This window comes from Stenotrophomonas sp. (assembly GCF_036662295.1).
GTDB lineage: Bacteria > Pseudomonadota > Gammaproteobacteria > Xanthomonadales > Xanthomonadaceae > Stenotrophomonas.
Genome location: NZ_JAVWXA010000022.1, coordinates 1 through 15,892 on the forward strand (window position 1 = coordinate 1; position 15,892 = coordinate 15,892).

Sequence of the window (15,892 nt, forward strand, 5' to 3'; positions counted from 1 at the left end):
GCGTAAGCCATAGTTTATGGCTGCGAGGTGTCTACGGAACCCTGGGCGATTCAGTTTGATTTCCCAGGATCACAGGATCGAGCGCGGAAAATCTATGGTTGCATTGAAAGCATAGGTTGGTCTCTCCAGCGTACCTTTTGGTTGAAACTACGGTTTCAACTGGGACCTATCTTTGCTTGCGCAGCTACGATGCGGGCAGGGTTACACGCAGCAGGTGCACGTCCACATCCTCCAGATGCGGGAGCTTGAGGCGGTCTACCCGGCGCATCTGGAAGTCCTGCGACGACCCACGCGAGTTGTGCACGGTCTACTGAGCGCGCGGCGGTTTCCAGCAAGGAAACGCCATGTCATCCACCAAGATTGCGACTAACGCGCCGCCCTTGTGCAACGCTGGACCAGCGGCGACGATCACGCCGCCGCATCACGGATCAGGCAGTCAAGGAGGAAGCAATGAAACGTTGGATCGGGCTGCTGGCGTTTTGCCTCACCGGCTGTATGCAAGCGGCCGGTGATGGTGCGTCGATAGTTGTCGCGCCCGCCGGCGACACCATCACGCCGGATGGAACGTTTGCCGCGTCCATTGGCATCGAAACCGTGGGTGGCGTGTTTACACCCCTGCTGGCCAGGGGATGCGCGGTTCCGTGCGTGTCTGCCCAGCAGTTCAGCACCGCTGAAGACGGGCAGCGTGAGATTGACCTCCATGTCTTCAGCGGGGACGCGGCGCTGACGGCGGCAACGCAGCCGTTGGGCACCTTCCGCATCACCGGGATGGCGGCCATGCCAAGAGGCACGCCGCGTATCCGCGTTACGTTCGAAGCCGCTGCGCAGGGTGTCATCCTCAGCGCCGTCGATAGCGACGGCAACGCGCGGTTGTCGATCGCACGCGTCACCCGTCGAGGGGACACGGCGTTGCCGTAAGGCTCAACAGGTGGCCGGCCCCGGCCCCAACAAACCCACCCACTCAGCCCGGATACGTCGGGAAGCGCTGGTCGGGGTGGTGCTTCTTCCATTCGGTGTGGGCCACGGTGCCTTCCCATGCGAGGAAGGCCTGGGGCACGCGACCGCGGCCGGACCAGGTGGCACCGCTGTGCGGCAGCCAGAAACGCGGCGGCAGGGGTTCGCGGGCGGGGCGCTTGATGCGCTCGGCGGGTGGGGCGGTCGGTTCAGTGGCGACCAGCGCGCGGATCCGGCGTTGCTGGTCCGCGGAAAAATCGGGGTAGCTGCGTTCGAGCAGCAGGGTCACGCGCTTGAACGCCTCCTGGGTGGCGGCGCGCAGCACGGCGGGCCCATCCTGGTCTGCGCGGGCCATCGCTTTTGCCAGCGTGGCTTTTGCGGTCGAGCGGGAGGCGGTTGCCGGAGAAGTGCGGGGCATGGGATTCCAGGAAAAGAAGTGCAGACGGGGGGCACCATAGCAAATGCCGGTGCCCTCCCTGGCACGCATCGGGCCGGGGACCCTCTGGTCCCCGGCCCTGGGCGGGCGTGCCTGCGACCTCAGCGCTCGGCGGCCTGCTGGCTCTGGGCCGCCGGTGCCTGCGCGGCCGGTTCGGCCTGGCGTGCGTTCATCTGCTGCTGCAGGTTGTCACGCATTTCGGTGAAGGCACGACCGGCCGGCGAGTCGGCCAGGCCGGCCAGGGCATTGCGCATGCCGTCGGCGTTGCCTTCGCGGGCCGCGTTGAACAGCGAGGACAGCACGTTGCTGCCTTCCTTCTCGGCCTGCGGAGCCTTGGCCTGCTCACGTGCCTGGTCCAGCGCGGCATGGGTCTTGGGCCCCACCACGCCATCGGCGCCCAGGCCGTTGTCGCGCTGGAAGGCCTTGACCGCTTCTTCGGTATGCGGGCCGAACTTGCTGTCCACGTCCAGCGGCTTGCCGTTGCGATCGGCGTAGCCCAGCTTGTTCAGCGTCTCCTGCAGGGCATGCACGTTGCTGCCACGGCTGTCCTCGCGCAGGGTGGCGTGCGAGGTCGAGGCCGCTTCGGCCTTGGCCGGGGTGGCGTTGGCGGTCGGGGCACGCTCGCCGGTGCTGGCGCGGCCTTCGCCATCCTTGATCAGGTCACGGCCGGCAGACAGCGGATCGGTGGCGAACAGCTCCACGCCACGCGCGTTCTTGCGGTCCAGGTAGCCCTGCAGCGGGATCAGCTCGACGCCCTCGTGGCTGCGCGACTGGCTGATCTTGAGCGCGCCGTCGGTGGGATCGCGCACCACCATGGTGATGTGGTCGATGCCGTTGAAGCGGCCCTTGTCCCAGCCCTTGGCACCGTTGTCTTCACCGATGATCATGCCTTCGCGCAGCGACTCGGCGGTGATCTCCTTGCCGGTCATCAGGTTGCCCGAACGCTCGGAGGCCTTCTTGATGATGCCGGCGGCGTGGTCGAAGCCCGGGCTGAAGTTGTCTTCCTTGGTGAACACATCGCGGCCGGCCTTTTCGTTGACCTCGGCCATGCTCTGGTTGGCCAGGCGCACCACCCAGCCGGAGCAGTCCACGGCACCGGATTCAGGGCGCTTGTCGCCGAAGCCGTACTTGACGTCGTCGAACTGCTTGGTCAGCTCGTAAGCACGGTTGAGCTCGATGCCGCCGGTGGCGGCCGCCGCAGGCGCCGCCTGGGCAGGCGCGGCCTTTTCCGGGCTTGCAGCATCGGCCTGGGCCGGGGCTTGCGGCTGTGCCTGGACCTGGGCTTGCGCCTGAGCCTGAGCCTGAGCCTGAGCCGGTGCAGCGGCGGTGGCAGCGACGGCGGCAGCACCCGCGACGCCGGCCGCAGCGCCCGCAACGGCGGCCGCAGCCGGCGCCTGTGCCGGTGCGGTCTGGGCGTGTTCCTGGCTCTGCGTGCGCAGGGCCTGCAGGGTGTCACGGCCGGCCACGCCGTCCACGGTCAGGTTGTGGTCGCGCTGGAAGTTCTCCACGGCATGGCGGGTGTTGTCGCCATAGGAGCCGTCGGTGCCCAGTGCCTTGCCGTTCCGGTCGGTGTAGCCCAGTGCGTTGAGCTGCTGCTGCAGCTGTTCCACCGGGGCGCCGCGCTCGTTGGGCGACAGCATGCCGTCGGCCATCGGGTCACGCGCGGTGCGCGCCGCAGCCGGGGCGGAGTGGCTCAGCGTGCCGCTCGGCAGGCCACGGGTGGCCTCGTCGGCGTAGCCCTGGTAGCGATCCATGTGCGCGCCCATCTTGGCGTAGGCGTCCTGCAGCGAAATGCTGCCATCGCCATACAGCGACGGGTTGCCGGAGATCACCTTCTTGCTCAGCACGCTGTCCACGCGCGCTTCGGGCTGGTCGCGCAGCTTGGAGAGGAAGTTCACCGCATCGCCCGAGCCCAGGTTGTGCATGGCGTAGACGTTGGCATCCACGTCCTTGCCGCCGTACTTGGAGGCGCGCTCGATGTTCTCGCGGGTGAACTCGGCCAGCATGCCGGCCTGCAGCTTGGTGTTCTCGCGCAGCGCGGGCGTGTTGGTCTGGTCGTCGGTGAGGGTGGACGCATTGGCCACGCCGTACTTCTCACCGTACTTCTGCACCATGCCGGCCCAGGTGCCATCCAGGAACTGGCCGTAGCCATGCGCCGAGGAAATGGCCTTGGTGCCGTCGTACTGGGTGATGGTGTTGAGCTCCGGCTTGGAGACGGCGATCGGTCGTGCATTGGGGTTGAAGCCCGACTCGAAGCCGGCAATCTTCACCATCACGTCCACGTCGATCCCGGCCGTCTTGGCCGCTGCTTCCAGTTCCTGCCGGTGCGCTGCCCAGCGTTCGTCCCGATTAGACATCGTAAGTATCCTTCTATTGATTCAGCTGAACATCGAAATGAGGCGTTACAGCGCCCCGGGGTAGACCTGCTGCTTGGGATCGAAGGCAATCAGCGACGGTGCCGCCGCTGCGCCATCGCCCTGGCGGGTGGCCTTGATGGGATAGAAACCCTCGACCGGCGTGCCGGTCGGGTCGATCTGGATCTGCACGGTTTCGCTCGGCGACGCCTCGGTGCTCTGCGCGATGCGCGAGACATCGCGGAATGCGCCGTTGACCGGCACCAGCAGCGTGTACTGGTTGACCGTCACGCCCTGCCAGGTGCCACCGGCCGTGCCCAGCCAGCCATGCCGGTCCGGACCGACCTGCACCAGCTGCGCGTCGCGGCAGGCGCAGTCGCCGGCCTGGCCCTGGTCCATGGCCGGGGTGGCGGCGAGCGGCTGCCAGCTGCCATCGGCGGCCACGGTCGCGGCGAACGCGCCGTGCAGGCCCGGGTCGACCAGCGAGTAGGTATCGGCGTTGGGGTCGCTGTAGGTCTGGAAGTACACCTGCGTGCCCGAGGCACCGGCCACCACCTTGGGGGCGTCGGCCTTCATGCAGTAGTCGAGGGTGTCGTTGGCCCCTTCAAAGCTGTGCGACCAGCAACCGGTGCTGGCGTTGAATGCCTTGTCACCGTAGGCCTTGCGCAGCATGCCATCGACCACGGCCTGCAGCGTTTCGGCGCTGACCGACACCGGTGCCGGCGCGGCCGGGGTGGCCGGCGCTGCGGTTGCGGCGGGCGCGCTGGCATCGGCCGGGGCAGCGGCGGCTTGGGCATCCGGTGCCGGTGCCTTGCAGGCGGTCAGGCCGGCGGCCAGCGCCAGGGCCAGCCACAGGCCATGGCGGGTGGGCAGGGCGCGGCGGAAGCGCGCAGCGGAAGTGACAGCCGAAGGGTGGAAGGCGGTATGCATGGTGTCGTCTCAGGGAGAACCGGCGGCAGCCGATGAAGAAAGCAGCGTCGAGGCCACGCGCAGGCGGGCGACGCAGGATCGCAGGGACGGCGCCACGGCCGCGTCATGATCGACACGCGCATGGCGAAGCAGGCCCATGGGGGCCAAGCGATCAAAGGGGGTGAGTGCGGAGTGAAGAAAAGCCTTCCGCTGACCAGCCCGGGTAGTGTCCGTATGCATCGCGATCTCCATGCGTGCCACGCGACAGCGCAAGCGCTGCCACGTGATGGCCGATCCGGACCACATCCTTGGGTCCGCTACCGGGAGATCGGCCGGTAGGTGTTATGGGCCAAATCGTAACGGTACTCGGTCGGCTTGTCACCCCCGGCGCCATTTCCGCCCCCGCCCACCTGCAGGGCCGGCAGGTCCGCGCCGGGCACGGCGACCATCGCCAGCGGGGCGGCGGCCGTGCCGGAGCCGGCGGGCAGGGTGCCGACGTAGCGCCATTTGCGGTCCTTGGTTTCCTTCAGCTCGTGCGGGTTGAACACCAGCACTTCATAGGCCGGCGAGGCGCCGCCATCGCCGGCGAGGGTGCTTGGCAGCGCCAGCACCAGCTGGCCGGAGGGCGCGGTGAAGGTCTGCGGCTTGCGCGTGGTGTCGATCGCATTGCCCTGCTCGGCGTGGCCGAACTCGCCGATGTACGGCTCGCTGCCCAGCCAGGTCCACGGCGTCTGCGCACCCGGCGCGCTGGCCTGGTAGGTGGCATGGGCAAGCACGACCTTGGCGGCCGGATCGATGCGGCCGCTGGTGCGGTCGGCGCCGTACTTGGTGGGCGTGAACCAGGCAAAACCGGTGTAATAGCGCTTGCCGTCGGCCTCGAATTCCAGCCCGTGCCAGTAATGGATCTTGCTGCCGTTCTCCACGTCGTAGCTGAGCGCGCCGCCGCCGTCGATATCGGTGATGGCGGTGAGCACGCTCTCGGGGCTGGGGGCGGGTGCGGTGGCGGCGGGCAGCCCGGTCTGCGCCGGCGCGGTTGCAGCAGGCGCAGGCGCGCTGTCTGCAGGGGCTGTCGGTGCGGACGGGGCGGCAGGGGCGGGCGGGGCACCGGCACCGCAGCCGGCAAGCACCAGCGCGGTGGCGGTGGAGAGAACGGACAGACGAATGCGGCTGGGCATGAACGCACCTTCACGGTTGGGAAGCCGGAGTCTAGCGGAGGTGATTGGAGGGCGCGTGGACGTGGCATCACCTCCCGCGGCAATCCCCTCATGGCCGTCCCCCGTCGAGTGGCCTTGATAATACTCCTAACAAGTGAGTGTGATGGTCGTCGATTGACGAGGGTTTGATCCAAGTAAAGAATGGTCACGCAAGGTTTTCGGGAGTGCGTTGACTCCACGGGTGGCACTGCCGCGATCTTGTACGCTTCGCCCATTAAAACTCGGACAGAGGTTCAGGATGAACGTATCCATGGCACATGGACATGCCGGCGTGCGTGCAATGCGCGCGCTGCTTTGCATCTTCGTGATCGGTTTCTGCGTCAGCGCGCCCGCCTCAGCGCAGGAGAGCCGCAAAGCGTGGCGGATCTCCAATCCTACGGGTAATTCCACTGTTTACGACGGGCGGGGCGACTGGCGTCGCTGACCTGCCCCGATGCCAGCCTCGCCGACTACGTCCGCGATCCTGAGGGCGCGTCAACCAGATTGACCTGTCCCGCCGGGGCCAAGCTCGCCAACTTGTTGTGAGTCAGGTTACGCACGCTGCATCAGCGTGCGTCCAAAATCCACAAATGGTTCTTCGAAAATTGAGATTCAGTCAGGTGGAAGAACGCGAGTAAAGGTGCGCTATGGAAAGCAAGTACAAGGTAGTTGCGGACAACTTCTCTTCGGCAATCAGCTCGAAAGTTTGCTACGACGATGGTGAGTTGCATGTGTTTGGATGCAACAGCAGTGGCGAGCACACTCTGGAGATTGCGTTCGACAGCGTCGTCTTTGTGCGTGTCGGTGATGAAGGTGGCCGCCTGCGCCTGTTTGGCGAGATGGGGGGCGTTAGGGGAGGCATCGTCGTGTGCGATCACAGTGATCTGCTGACGTGGTTGGTGGAGGAGAGTTTAGGGGCCAGGCGCAACAAGGGTCTTAGGCATTACGTTCTGATGATGGGCGAAGAGATCATTGATGTCGTTTCGGGTTATTATCCAGCCGTTCGTTTCCTTTCATCCGGTTGACTCGGCTGTGCTCGGCGACGTCGCCCGCGCGATACCGGCCGGTCATGGCGGCAGATGCTGCTGCAGATTGCGCGGGAATTCCGCGCGGCCTTTAAGGTGCGCCGGGATGGGGTGTCGGCAGCAATGCGACAGATAGTGGCGATCCGGTTGGACTAGCGGAGAAGGCGTACGGGCCTGAGCTGGTCCCTGAAACACAACCGAAGTCAGCTATTTGAACGGACAGGTCGAGCGGTATGGAACGCCGGGTTCTTCGAGGGCAGATGTGGGGTTTGCACCGCTAAACTCTCCCATTGCAGTCTTTGATCTGAGGACAGGCTGGGCGTACATCACTCATGCACGTGATTCGCTTGGAGGGAAAGTGAAGCTATGAACAAGCGCTTGATATCAAAGATCATGCATCAACGAGTGGCGGGGCTTGGAAGCTCGAGCATCTACTTCTTCCGAGGAGACTACGAGTACATACTTCAAGGCGTCGCACTTGAGTACGTTCCCCGCGGCCTCTACATATGGAATTTCAAGTCGCCATTGTTCGACTTCTACGGGCTTAGTCTTTCGTACAGCAGTCGATTGCCTGAGCGCGGCTTCATCGCCAAGGGGGAGATGACGGAGGCGGAGATCGTGGACCATGTGATGTCTTCGCCCGCAGCCCAAGCCAATTTTGGTTCCGACGCGCAGTGCCTGCTTGGCTGTGTCTCTTGGCGTGGTATGGGCAATGTAGGGCCGGAGGATATGAATGGACGTTGACGCGATCAAGGATCTACTTGCCGCAGGGGACATCGCCTCTGCGCGTGCCTGTTTGCTGGAGCTTGTATCGAATCAGCCGGCCAGCGAAGCTGGCTGGCTGCTTCTATCGGGTGTATCTGCGCGCACGGATGATGCTGAGCTGGGCGCTAAAGCCTTCCGCGCCCTGGCAGGTCTGCGTCCAAGCGACGCTCTTGCTTCTTCGGGTTTGGTTTGGGCACTTATGAGATTGCAGAACTATGCAGGTGCGAAGGTGGAAATAGAGCGATTCTCAAGATTCGTTGATTTGACCATCCCAAGCCACTGTTCCGTGGCGCAGGAACATCGCGAGGCTATGGAGATGATCCAGCGAAGTTCTGGGGTATGGAATCAGTAGCCGCGCATAGAGCTGCAGGACGTTGCCGGCCACGTTTGCGCGTTATCGCCAGCTGTAGCGCTAGGGCTTCTTCATGCATCTCCGAGCCGCAAGACCGCTACATTCAGAACGGCCTTGCGAACAGTGTGCGAGGGCCCGAAACGCCCAAACAACCGGTCAGGCATGCCACTGAGGTCGCCCGTCTTCGTGGTTTGCATGGCTGCAATGTATGGGTGCGGCAAGGTCTTCCACACGGCGCATGGAACCTCGCCCTTGGGCGCGGGAATACCAACGTAAGCAGAGGAGCGTCATCGATGGGACTGTCGCGTGTTCTGGTGAGCAGTGCGCTCCTGGCCCTGTTGCCGGGGTGTAGCGAAGATTCTGTCGGCGCGAGCTATCCCTTAGGCAGGAATGGAGCGCAATGCCTCTTCTACAAGGGGGTTGATCCCCATCCTCCTGCGACAGTGGTGGATGGGTTGCGCGCGCGGGGTTTGGATAGTCACAGGCTCATTGGCAGGACTGTCTGTGGAGATGTGGTTGGCTGGCAACTTCTTCCCTTGGGGGCGGACCCAAATGCCATTCCGCCTCCTGATGTTTATAAGGATGTCTGGATGGAAGGCAATGGCACCGTGGTAGTCAGTCCCGATGACTTCGCCATGGAAGCGGCGCAAAAGAAGGAGGGGGATCGGTAAGCAGGACGGCGCTGGATGCGAATGCGCTTATCACCACGCCAGGCCAACCGCAGCGCTTTCGGAGACAGGGACATGCATCACTGGGTTGTAACGCTCGCGGCTGTGGCAATGCTGGTGGTGATGGGCTGCGCGCGGCCGTCGGAAGTGCTTGTTCCGAGCGGTGCCGTCACTGTCTATGATCATCCCGAAGGGGGTGCCGCTGTCGGCGTAGCGGAGGCGCCGATGAAGATTGAGGGGTATGCGTATCCTGATAAGACAGATTACGTGGTCAAGGTTTGCTTCAAGGGCAGGATCGGCTATGTCCGGGAGGGTGCCAGGTCGATTCGAAAGGTGGCGGCCGACCGGCTGTCTCAATGCAACGGGTAGGTCGTTGCGGCCGTACGGCCAACCACCGCCGCGCGGGCGTCTCGTGAGCGACACGGGTAGGGCCGGCCTGACTCGCGTGCGGATTTGCTCGAGGAGCGGCATCCATTTCAACCCAGGGACAGATCCATGTATCGAACCAGGTTTGCCTACGTTGTTGCTTTCATTGCTGCGCTTGTCCCCCTGCTGGCCGCCGGGTCTGCCTATCAGGAAAAGTACCTGCTTTCATATGCCTTGCACGATGGAAGCCTGATAGACGGACAGGTGTATGGGCGGATATCGCCGGGTAACCGGTGGGTGTTGCACGTCAATACGGCGGAGGACGCGGTGCGGGCAACCAACATTGATGGTCGTTCGCGGAACTTGTCCAACCAGCAAGCAGGGGAGCTCGTGGAGGGGCTTCTTTTGGAGATCAAGTTGAAGCATGCTGCAAAGCTGGACAGCATTCGGTTTGATGCTTCCACGTCCACCGCCTTTCAGGAGGACATCGTCGCCAAGCTGAGGCAGGCGCCTGTTCCTGGTTCGCTGAAGGTCCAGGCGAAGTCGAAAGAGATCACGGCGCTGCTGGAGTCGATCATTCGCGAGAGCGACCTGGCCACCGCAATCTGCTCCAAGGTTGGAATCGTTGACGCCCGCTGCTCGGCAGCCGACATTGGTGTGAACCCGGTTGCATTTGAGCTCCAGTATCAGGGACATTCGTGGGGGGAAATGAAGTCACAGCCGCTTGCGGGTCTTCAGCTGGATTCGCTGTCATTTTTCGTAACGCTTCAGCCCGATTGAACCCATGAGCCGGGACGCCTCAGGCGAAGCCTTCCTCCACTTTGGAACTCAATTTTGCGAGATGATCTGACATGAGGCCGCAGCGCGCGCGGGCGAGGCTGGACAATGAGACGGTTGATCCCGAGAGCATCAGAAAGCTGGTGCTGTCTCTGTTTCGGCGAAAGCATGATTACGGCAACTTCGACGTTGGCGAATTGATGCCAGAGCTTGAGGCGTTCGGAATAACAACGGTCAAGCGTTTCAGGCGCCTGATGAAGAAGCACAGGCGATCACTTCTTGACGAGGAGCGGACGAAGATGCCGCGGGCCGAGACGTTGCATTTGTTGAGTCAGTTCGACCGTAGCGGTATCGATGTGCATTCCAATACATCTTGGTATGCAGTCGTTGGCTTGGTGAGGCAGGCGATGGAGAGGGAGTTTGGCTGGGAGGCGATGATGCCTTTCCACGTAGATGGCGCATCCAACGCGCCACCGGCAGGTGAGCAGGATGCGTAGTCCGGTTGCTTCACCGCGTCCATGACGGCAAGCGCAGGCTCATCCGCAAGGCGGTCTGTGGCGGCGCGTTGGCGATAAGCTCCGCCTGTCGGCGCCGCCATCAACGCTACTTCTTCCCCATCTGCAGGAAAGCATCCAACGGCATCGGCGACCACAATCCGCTCGGCCACGGCGGCAGCGGTGCCGGCTCGGGCAACGCCTTCAGTGGCGGCAAGCCCTGGATGCCCTTGAGCGGTTCGATCCGCCGCGAGCGGAAGGCCACATCCTCGGCCACACCGACCACATGACCATCGCGGTCCAGGAACGCGCCATCGATGAACCAGCCCAGGTGCCGGCCGTTGAAGCCGTAGATGGCCTGGTTGTCCAGGTAGGCCACCGGCTGGCCCTGCCACAGGTAGATGCTCATGGCGCTGTCGGTGTCGATGTAGGCCACCGCCCGCCCGCCGCGATCGTAGAGCGACAGCTGCAGGGCCTGGGCGGCCATCGGCGCCAGTAACAGGGCGGCGATCAACAGCGAGCGCATCGCACGGGTGGGCATGGGGCGTCCTTTCAGGGGGGCACGATTCGCGCGCGGCGCCGGGCCGGCGCGTGGCGGGATCAGGGGACAGGGTAACCGTTGCCCGCCTGGCCGGCGGTCGATGCTTGCACGGACCAACCTAACGCTGTTAGATTCACGCCCCTAACAACGTTAGGCCAGGGTCAGCAGGTGCGTCAGCCGATCGCGCGGGAAAACATCGTCGAGGCGGCCTTCCGGATCCTGGATGAAGCGGGCCTGGAGGGGGTGACCTTGCGCAAGGTGGCCTGCTCGCTGGGTATCCGTGCGCCCTCGCTGTATTGGCACTTCAAGAGCAAGCAGGCGCTGATCGATGCCATGGCCGACGCGATGATCGGCGACGTCGCCCGCGCCATACCGGCCGGCCAGCCCTGGCGGCAGACGCTGCTGCAGATCGCGCGCGAGTTCCGCACGGCCTTCAAGGCGCGGCGCGATGGCGCGCGCGTGTACGCCGGCACCTTCCTGGCCACGGAGAATGTGCTGCGCGTGGGCGAAGCGACGATGGCGGCCCTGATCGGCGCCGGTGCCCCGCCCCGTTTCGCGGCCACCAGCGCGATGGACCTGGTGTATTACACGATGGGCTTTGTGATCGAAGAACAGTCCTGGCCCGGCGACGGCAGCATGGCGGCGCTGGGCGAGACGTTCATGGCCCTGGCCGAGGAACGCTTCCCGCACTGCTGGCAGGCGCGCGAGTTCTGGAGCGAGGTTGATTTCGACGCGCGCTTCGAACAAGGCGTCGGCCTGATGCTCGACGGTATCCAGCTGCGCCTGGCGCACGGCCCCTGACATGCCGACCTTACCCCTTTCCCCTCTCCTGTTACCGCAGCCCCGACACGGAAGCCTTACCCATGCGTGACCGCCTTCTCCGCTGTTCTTCCCTGGTCCTGGCCGCCGCGCTGTTGTCGGCCTGCGGTGGCAAGGATGAGACGGCCTCGGCCGATGCGGCCAGCGCCAGCTCGGCGTTGCCGGTCTCGCTGGCCACCGCGCAGCTGCAGCCGATGGCGCGCACGGTGCTGGTGTCCGGGCCGGTCACCGCGTATGAGGAAATGCAGCTTGGCGTGGAGGTCACCGGCCAACGGGTCACTGCACTGCCGGTGGACGTGGGCCAGTGGGTGAAGCAGGGCCAGGTGCTGCTGCAGCTGGACCACCGCACGCTGGACAGCGAGCTTGCCCAGGCCGACGCATCGCTGCGCCAGGCGCAGGCATCGCAGGAACTGGCGCGGATGAACTACGAGCGCAGCGCCAAGCTGGAGGCCCAGCAACTGATCAGCGCCAGCAGCCTGGACGAGTTGCGTGCGGCGCGCATCAATGCCGAATCGCAGACCGCCACCGCGCGTGCCGCGCGCGATGCGGCCAAGCTGCGCCGCGAGTTCGCCGACCTGCGCGCGCCGGCCGATGGCCTGATCTCCAAGCGGCTGGTGCAGCCGGGCCAGGTGGTATCGGCCGGCACCGAACTGCTGCGCCTGATCCGCGATGGCCGCCTGGAATGGCGCGCGGAACTGCCGGAAAACCAGTTGGCCGACGTGGCGGTGGGCAACACCGTCGAGCTGCCCTATGCCGGCCAGGTGGTCACCGGCCGCATCCGCGCGGTCACTCCGGGCGTGGATGCCCAGACCCGCACCGGCACGATCTACGCCGACCTGCTCAGCCCCGATCCGCTCAAGCCTGGCATCTACGTGGAAGGGCGCATCGTCACCGGCGACGGCCAGGCGCTGACCGTGCCGACCGCGGCGATCGTGCAGCGCGATGGCCACAGCTATGTGTTCAGCGTGAACGACAAGCAGCAGGCCACGCGCCACCGCGTGCGCAGTGGGCAGGCCGTGAATGGCCAGACCGCGATCCTCGACGGCCTCAAGGCCGGCGACAAGGTGGTGGTGGATGGCGCCGGCTTCCTGGGCGAGGGTGACCGCGTGCGCGTGGTGCCCGCGGCGAAGGCCGCCGCGCGATGAACATCTCCGCCTGGGCGATCAAGCGCCCGCTGCCGGCCCTGCTGATCTTCTTCGTGTTGTGCGTGGCCGGGCTGTGGGGCTTCTACCAGTTGCCGGTGGCACGTTTCCCGGACATCGCCTTCCCGATGACCACGGTGACGGTGACCCAGCCGGGCGCATCGCCGAGCCAGCTGGAAGCCGAAGTCACCCGCAAGGTTGAAGACTCGGTGGCCACGGTCAACAACGTCAAGCGCGTGATCTCCTCGGTCAGCGAAGGCGTGAGCACCACCACCATCGAGTTCCAGCTGGAGGCCGACCTGGCCACCGCGCTGGACGATACCCGCGATGCGGTGACCCGCATCCGCACCGACCTGCCGCAGGACATCCAGGAGCCGGTGATCTCCAAGGTGGACATCGGCGGCTCGCTGATGACCTACGCGCTGGTCGCCCCGCACATGACCGCCGACGAGGCCAGCTGGTTCGTCGACCGCGACATTTCGCGCGCCATGTATGGCGTGCCGGGCGTGGCCCGGGTGACCCGGGTGGGCGGCGTGCAGCGCCAGGTGCGCGTGGACCTGGACCCCAACGCCCTGATCGCCATGGGCATCACCGCCGGCGATGTGTCCCAGCAGCTGGCCCGCATCCAGGTCGAACGGGCCGGTGGCAAGGCCGAGATCGAGGGCGCGCAGCAGACCATCCGCACGCTGGGCACGGTGAACGATGCCCAGGCGCTGCGCGACTACTCCATCGCCCTGCCCGACGGGCGCGCGGTGCGCCTGTCCACGCTGGCCACGGTGACCGATGCGGCCGCCGACCCGACCGAAGCGGCCTCGCTGGACGGCGGGCCGGTGGTGGCGTTCTCGATGTCGCGCACGCGCGGCTCCAGCGAGGTCAAGGTGGAGGCGGGCGTGCATGCCGCGCTGGACACGATCAAGGCCGAGCACCCGGGCATCGACTTCCGCCTGGTCACCACCGCCATCGACGAGACCCACCGCTCCTACGATTCGTCGATGACGATGCTGTGGGAAGGCGCGCTGCTGGCCCTGCTGGTGGTGTGGCTGTTCCTGCGCGACTGGCGCGCGACCTGGGTGGCGGCGCTGGCGTTGCCGCTGTCGATCATCCCCACCTTCGCGGTGATGTACTTCTTCGGCTTCACGCTGAACATGATCACGCTGCTGGCGCTGTCGGTGGTGGTCGGCATCCTGGTGGACGATGCGATCGTGGAGATCGAGAACATCGTGCGCCACCTGCGCATGGGCAAGCCGCCGCTGGAGGCCGCGCGCGAGGCGGCCGGCGAGATCGGCAACGCGGTGATCGCCACCTCGCTGACGCTGGCGGCGGTGTTCGTGCCGGTGGCCTTCATGCCCGGCATCGCCGGCAAGTTCTTCCGCGAGTTCGGCTGGACCGCCGCCACGGCCGTGCTGTTCTCGCTGCTGGTGGCGCGCCTGCTCACCCCGATGATGGCCGCCTACCTGCTCAAGCCGCATGGCGAAGAAAAACCCGATTCGAAGCTGATGGTCTGGTACCTGGGCTGGGTGGACGCCGCGCTGCGCCATCGCGGGCGCACGCTGTGGCTGGCCACGGGCCTGTTCGTGGCCTCGCTGGCGCTGGTGCCGTTCATCCCGGCCACCTTCATCCCGCAGTCCGACCTGGGGCGCAGCAACCTCAGCCTGGAGCTGCCGCCGGGCACCCGCCTGCAGGACACCGTGGCCGTGGCCGAGCAGGCGCGTGCGCTGCTCAAGGACATGCCCGAACTGAAGCAGGTCTACACCGCGGTGGGCAGCGTGCTGGACCTGGGCGATCCGGGCGCCACCGGCGTGGGCGAGCCGCGCAAGGCCACGCTGGTGCTGGACTGGGGCACGGCCAACACGCGCGACCGCGACCAGCGCGCGCTGGAGCGCGAGGCGCGGCAGAAGCTGGCCAACCTGCCCGGGGTGCGCGTGAGCTATGTCAGCTCCGAGCCGGGCAACCTGCTGCAGCTGGTGCTCTCCGGCGATGATCCGCAGCGCCTGCAGGACGCCTCCACCGCGCTGGAGCGCGACCTGCGCGGCATCCAGGGCCTCGGCAGCGTGACCTCCACCGCCTCGCTGCTGCGCCCGGAGGTGCAGATCGTGCCCAACGCCGCGCGTGCGGCCGACCTGGGCGTGGCCACCGCCGACATCGCCGAGGCCGCCCGCATCGCCACCGCCGGCGATTACGAACAACGCCTGGCCAAGCTCAACCTGCCCGATCGCCAGGTGCCGATCCGGGTCGGTTTCGCCGAAGCCACGCTGGCCAACCCGGCCCTGATCGGCCAACTGCGCGTGCCCGGCAGACATGGCCCGGTGCCGCTGGCGGCGGTGGCCGACATCCAGCAGGGCAGCGGGCCCTCGCAGATCTCGCGCTACCAGCGCCAGCGCAACGTGACCCTCACCGCCGAGCTCAACGGCCGCCCGCTGGGCGATGTGATGACCGAGGTGCAGGCCCTGCCCAGCGTCAAGCAGCTGCCGCCGGGGGTGACCTTCCTCAACACCGGTGATGCCGAAGTCTTCGTGGAGCTGTTTGTCGGCTTCATGCTGGCGATGGCGGCCGGCCTGATCTGCATCTACATGGTGCTGTTGCTGCTGTTCAACCATGCGCTGATGCCGGTGACCATCCTGGCGGCGGTGCCGCTGTGCGCCGGCGGTGCGTTCGGTGCGCTGCTGATCACGCAGAACATGCTGTCGCTGCCGGCGCTGATCGGGCTGCTGATGCTGATCGGCATCGCGACCAAGAACTCGATCCTGCTGGTGGACTACGCGGTGATGGCCGAGGACGAGCACGGCATGAGCCAGCACGATGCGCTGATCGATGCGTGCCGCAAGCGCGCCCAGCCGATCATCATGACCACCCTGGCGATGGGCGCGGGCATGATGCCGATCGCGCTGGGCTTTGCCGGCGACTCCAGCTTCCGCGCGCCGATGGCCATTGCGGTGATCGGCGGGCTGATCACCTCCACGCTGCTCAGCCTGATCGTGATCCCGGCCGCGTTCACCGTGATGGACGACCTGGGCGAGTGGCTGTCGCGCAAGGTCCGGCGGCGCGGTTCGCATCCGGTGGCGGGCAGCGGGGCGTAGCGGCAATGGGCGCGGCGGCG

At 65.8% G+C, this 15,892-nt stretch carries 15 protein-coding genes; 10 read left to right on the top strand and 5 right to left on the bottom strand.

The window, feature by feature from the left end:
- Positions 1–450 precede the first annotated feature (450 nt).
- The gene (locus RSA25_RS06430) at positions 451–918 is read left to right on the top strand and encodes an Hsp70 family protein (protein WP_332808078.1); all 468 of its coding nucleotides are present in this window, start codon (positions 451–453) and stop codon (positions 916–918) included.
- Positions 919–961: 43 nt separating this feature from the next.
- On the opposite strand, the gene RSA25_RS06435 is transcribed toward RSA25_RS06430, so the two are convergent.
- The 4 genes from RSA25_RS06435 to RSA25_RS06450 all read right to left on the bottom strand — a co-directional run bounded on the left by RSA25_RS06435 (position 962) and on the right by RSA25_RS06450 (position 5,828).
- Positions 962–1,309, bottom strand: coding sequence for an H-NS family nucleoid-associated regulatory protein (locus RSA25_RS06435; protein ID WP_332808079.1), 348 nt, complete (start codon positions 1,307–1,309; stop codon positions 962–964).
- Positions 1,310–1,491: 182 nt separating this feature from the next.
- Positions 1,492–3,747: a peptidoglycan-binding protein gene (locus RSA25_RS06440; protein ID WP_332808080.1), complete on the bottom strand. Its 2,256-nt coding sequence runs from the start codon at positions 3,745–3,747 to the stop codon at positions 1,492–1,494.
- Between the two features lie 45 nt (positions 3,748–3,792).
- Positions 3,793–4,674, bottom strand: a complete 882-nt coding sequence (locus RSA25_RS06445; protein WP_332808081.1) for a hypothetical protein — start codon at positions 4,672–4,674, stop codon at positions 3,793–3,795.
- Positions 4,675–4,970: 296 nt separating this feature from the next.
- Entirely contained in the window at positions 4,971–5,828 is an 858-nt protein-coding gene (locus RSA25_RS06450) for a hypothetical protein (RefSeq protein WP_332808082.1), read from the bottom strand.
- A 665-nt stretch (positions 5,829–6,493) separates the two neighbouring features.
- Between RSA25_RS06450 and RSA25_RS06455 the strand changes: the two genes are divergently transcribed.
- The 6 genes from RSA25_RS06455 (at position 6,494) to RSA25_RS06480 (ending at position 10,296) form a co-directional block, all read left to right on the top strand.
- On the top strand, positions 6,494–6,871 hold the full coding sequence (locus RSA25_RS06455) for a hypothetical protein (protein WP_332808083.1): 378 nt from the start codon (positions 6,494–6,496) through the stop codon (positions 6,869–6,871).
- A 366-nt stretch (positions 6,872–7,237) separates the two neighbouring features.
- The gene (locus RSA25_RS06460) at positions 7,238–7,615 is read left to right on the top strand and encodes a hypothetical protein (protein WP_332808084.1); all 378 of its coding nucleotides are present in this window, start codon (positions 7,238–7,240) and stop codon (positions 7,613–7,615) included.
- Positions 7,605–7,988 carry a hypothetical protein gene (locus tag RSA25_RS06465; RefSeq protein WP_332808085.1) on the top strand — a complete coding sequence of 128 codons (384 nt, stop codon included), beginning with the start codon at positions 7,605–7,607 and terminating at the stop codon, positions 7,986–7,988. The genes RSA25_RS06460 and RSA25_RS06465 overlap by 11 nt, the downstream gene beginning before the upstream one ends.
- Positions 7,989–8,731: 743 nt before the next feature.
- Positions 8,732–9,025 carry a hypothetical protein gene (locus RSA25_RS06470; protein WP_332808086.1) on the top strand — a complete coding sequence of 98 codons (294 nt, stop codon included), beginning with the start codon at positions 8,732–8,734 and terminating at the stop codon, positions 9,023–9,025.
- A gap of 126 nt (positions 9,026–9,151) precedes the next feature.
- Positions 9,152–9,802, top strand: coding sequence for a hypothetical protein (locus tag RSA25_RS06475; protein WP_332808087.1), 651 nt, complete (start codon positions 9,152–9,154; stop codon positions 9,800–9,802).
- Between the two features lie 71 nt (positions 9,803–9,873).
- Entirely contained in the window at positions 9,874–10,296 is a 423-nt protein-coding gene (locus tag RSA25_RS06480; RefSeq protein ID WP_332808088.1) for a hypothetical protein, read from the top strand.
- A 106-nt stretch (positions 10,297–10,402) separates the two neighbouring features.
- Here RSA25_RS06480 and RSA25_RS06485 read toward each other — a convergent pair whose 3' ends face one another.
- Positions 10,403–10,834: a 4-fold beta flower protein gene (locus RSA25_RS06485; protein ID WP_332808089.1), complete on the bottom strand. Its 432-nt coding sequence runs from the start codon at positions 10,832–10,834 to the stop codon at positions 10,403–10,405.
- A 168-nt stretch (positions 10,835–11,002) separates the two neighbouring features.
- Between RSA25_RS06485 and RSA25_RS06490 the strand changes: the two genes are divergently transcribed.
- From RSA25_RS06490 to RSA25_RS06500, 3 genes are all read left to right on the top strand, one after another.
- Complete coding sequence (locus tag RSA25_RS06490) at positions 11,003–11,635, top strand: TetR/AcrR family transcriptional regulator C-terminal domain-containing protein (RefSeq protein ID WP_332808090.1); 633 nt, start codon at positions 11,003–11,005, stop codon at positions 11,633–11,635.
- A 62-nt stretch (positions 11,636–11,697) separates the two neighbouring features.
- Complete coding sequence (locus RSA25_RS06495; protein WP_332808091.1) at positions 11,698–12,798, top strand: efflux RND transporter periplasmic adaptor subunit; 1,101 nt, start codon at positions 11,698–11,700, stop codon at positions 12,796–12,798.
- Positions 12,795–15,872 (top strand): efflux RND transporter permease subunit, encoded by a 3,078-nt coding sequence (locus RSA25_RS06500; protein ID WP_332808092.1) that lies wholly within the window; start codon positions 12,795–12,797, stop codon positions 15,870–15,872. Before RSA25_RS06495 ends, RSA25_RS06500 begins: the two co-directional genes overlap by 4 nt.
- Positions 15,873–15,892: the final 20 nt, after the last annotated feature.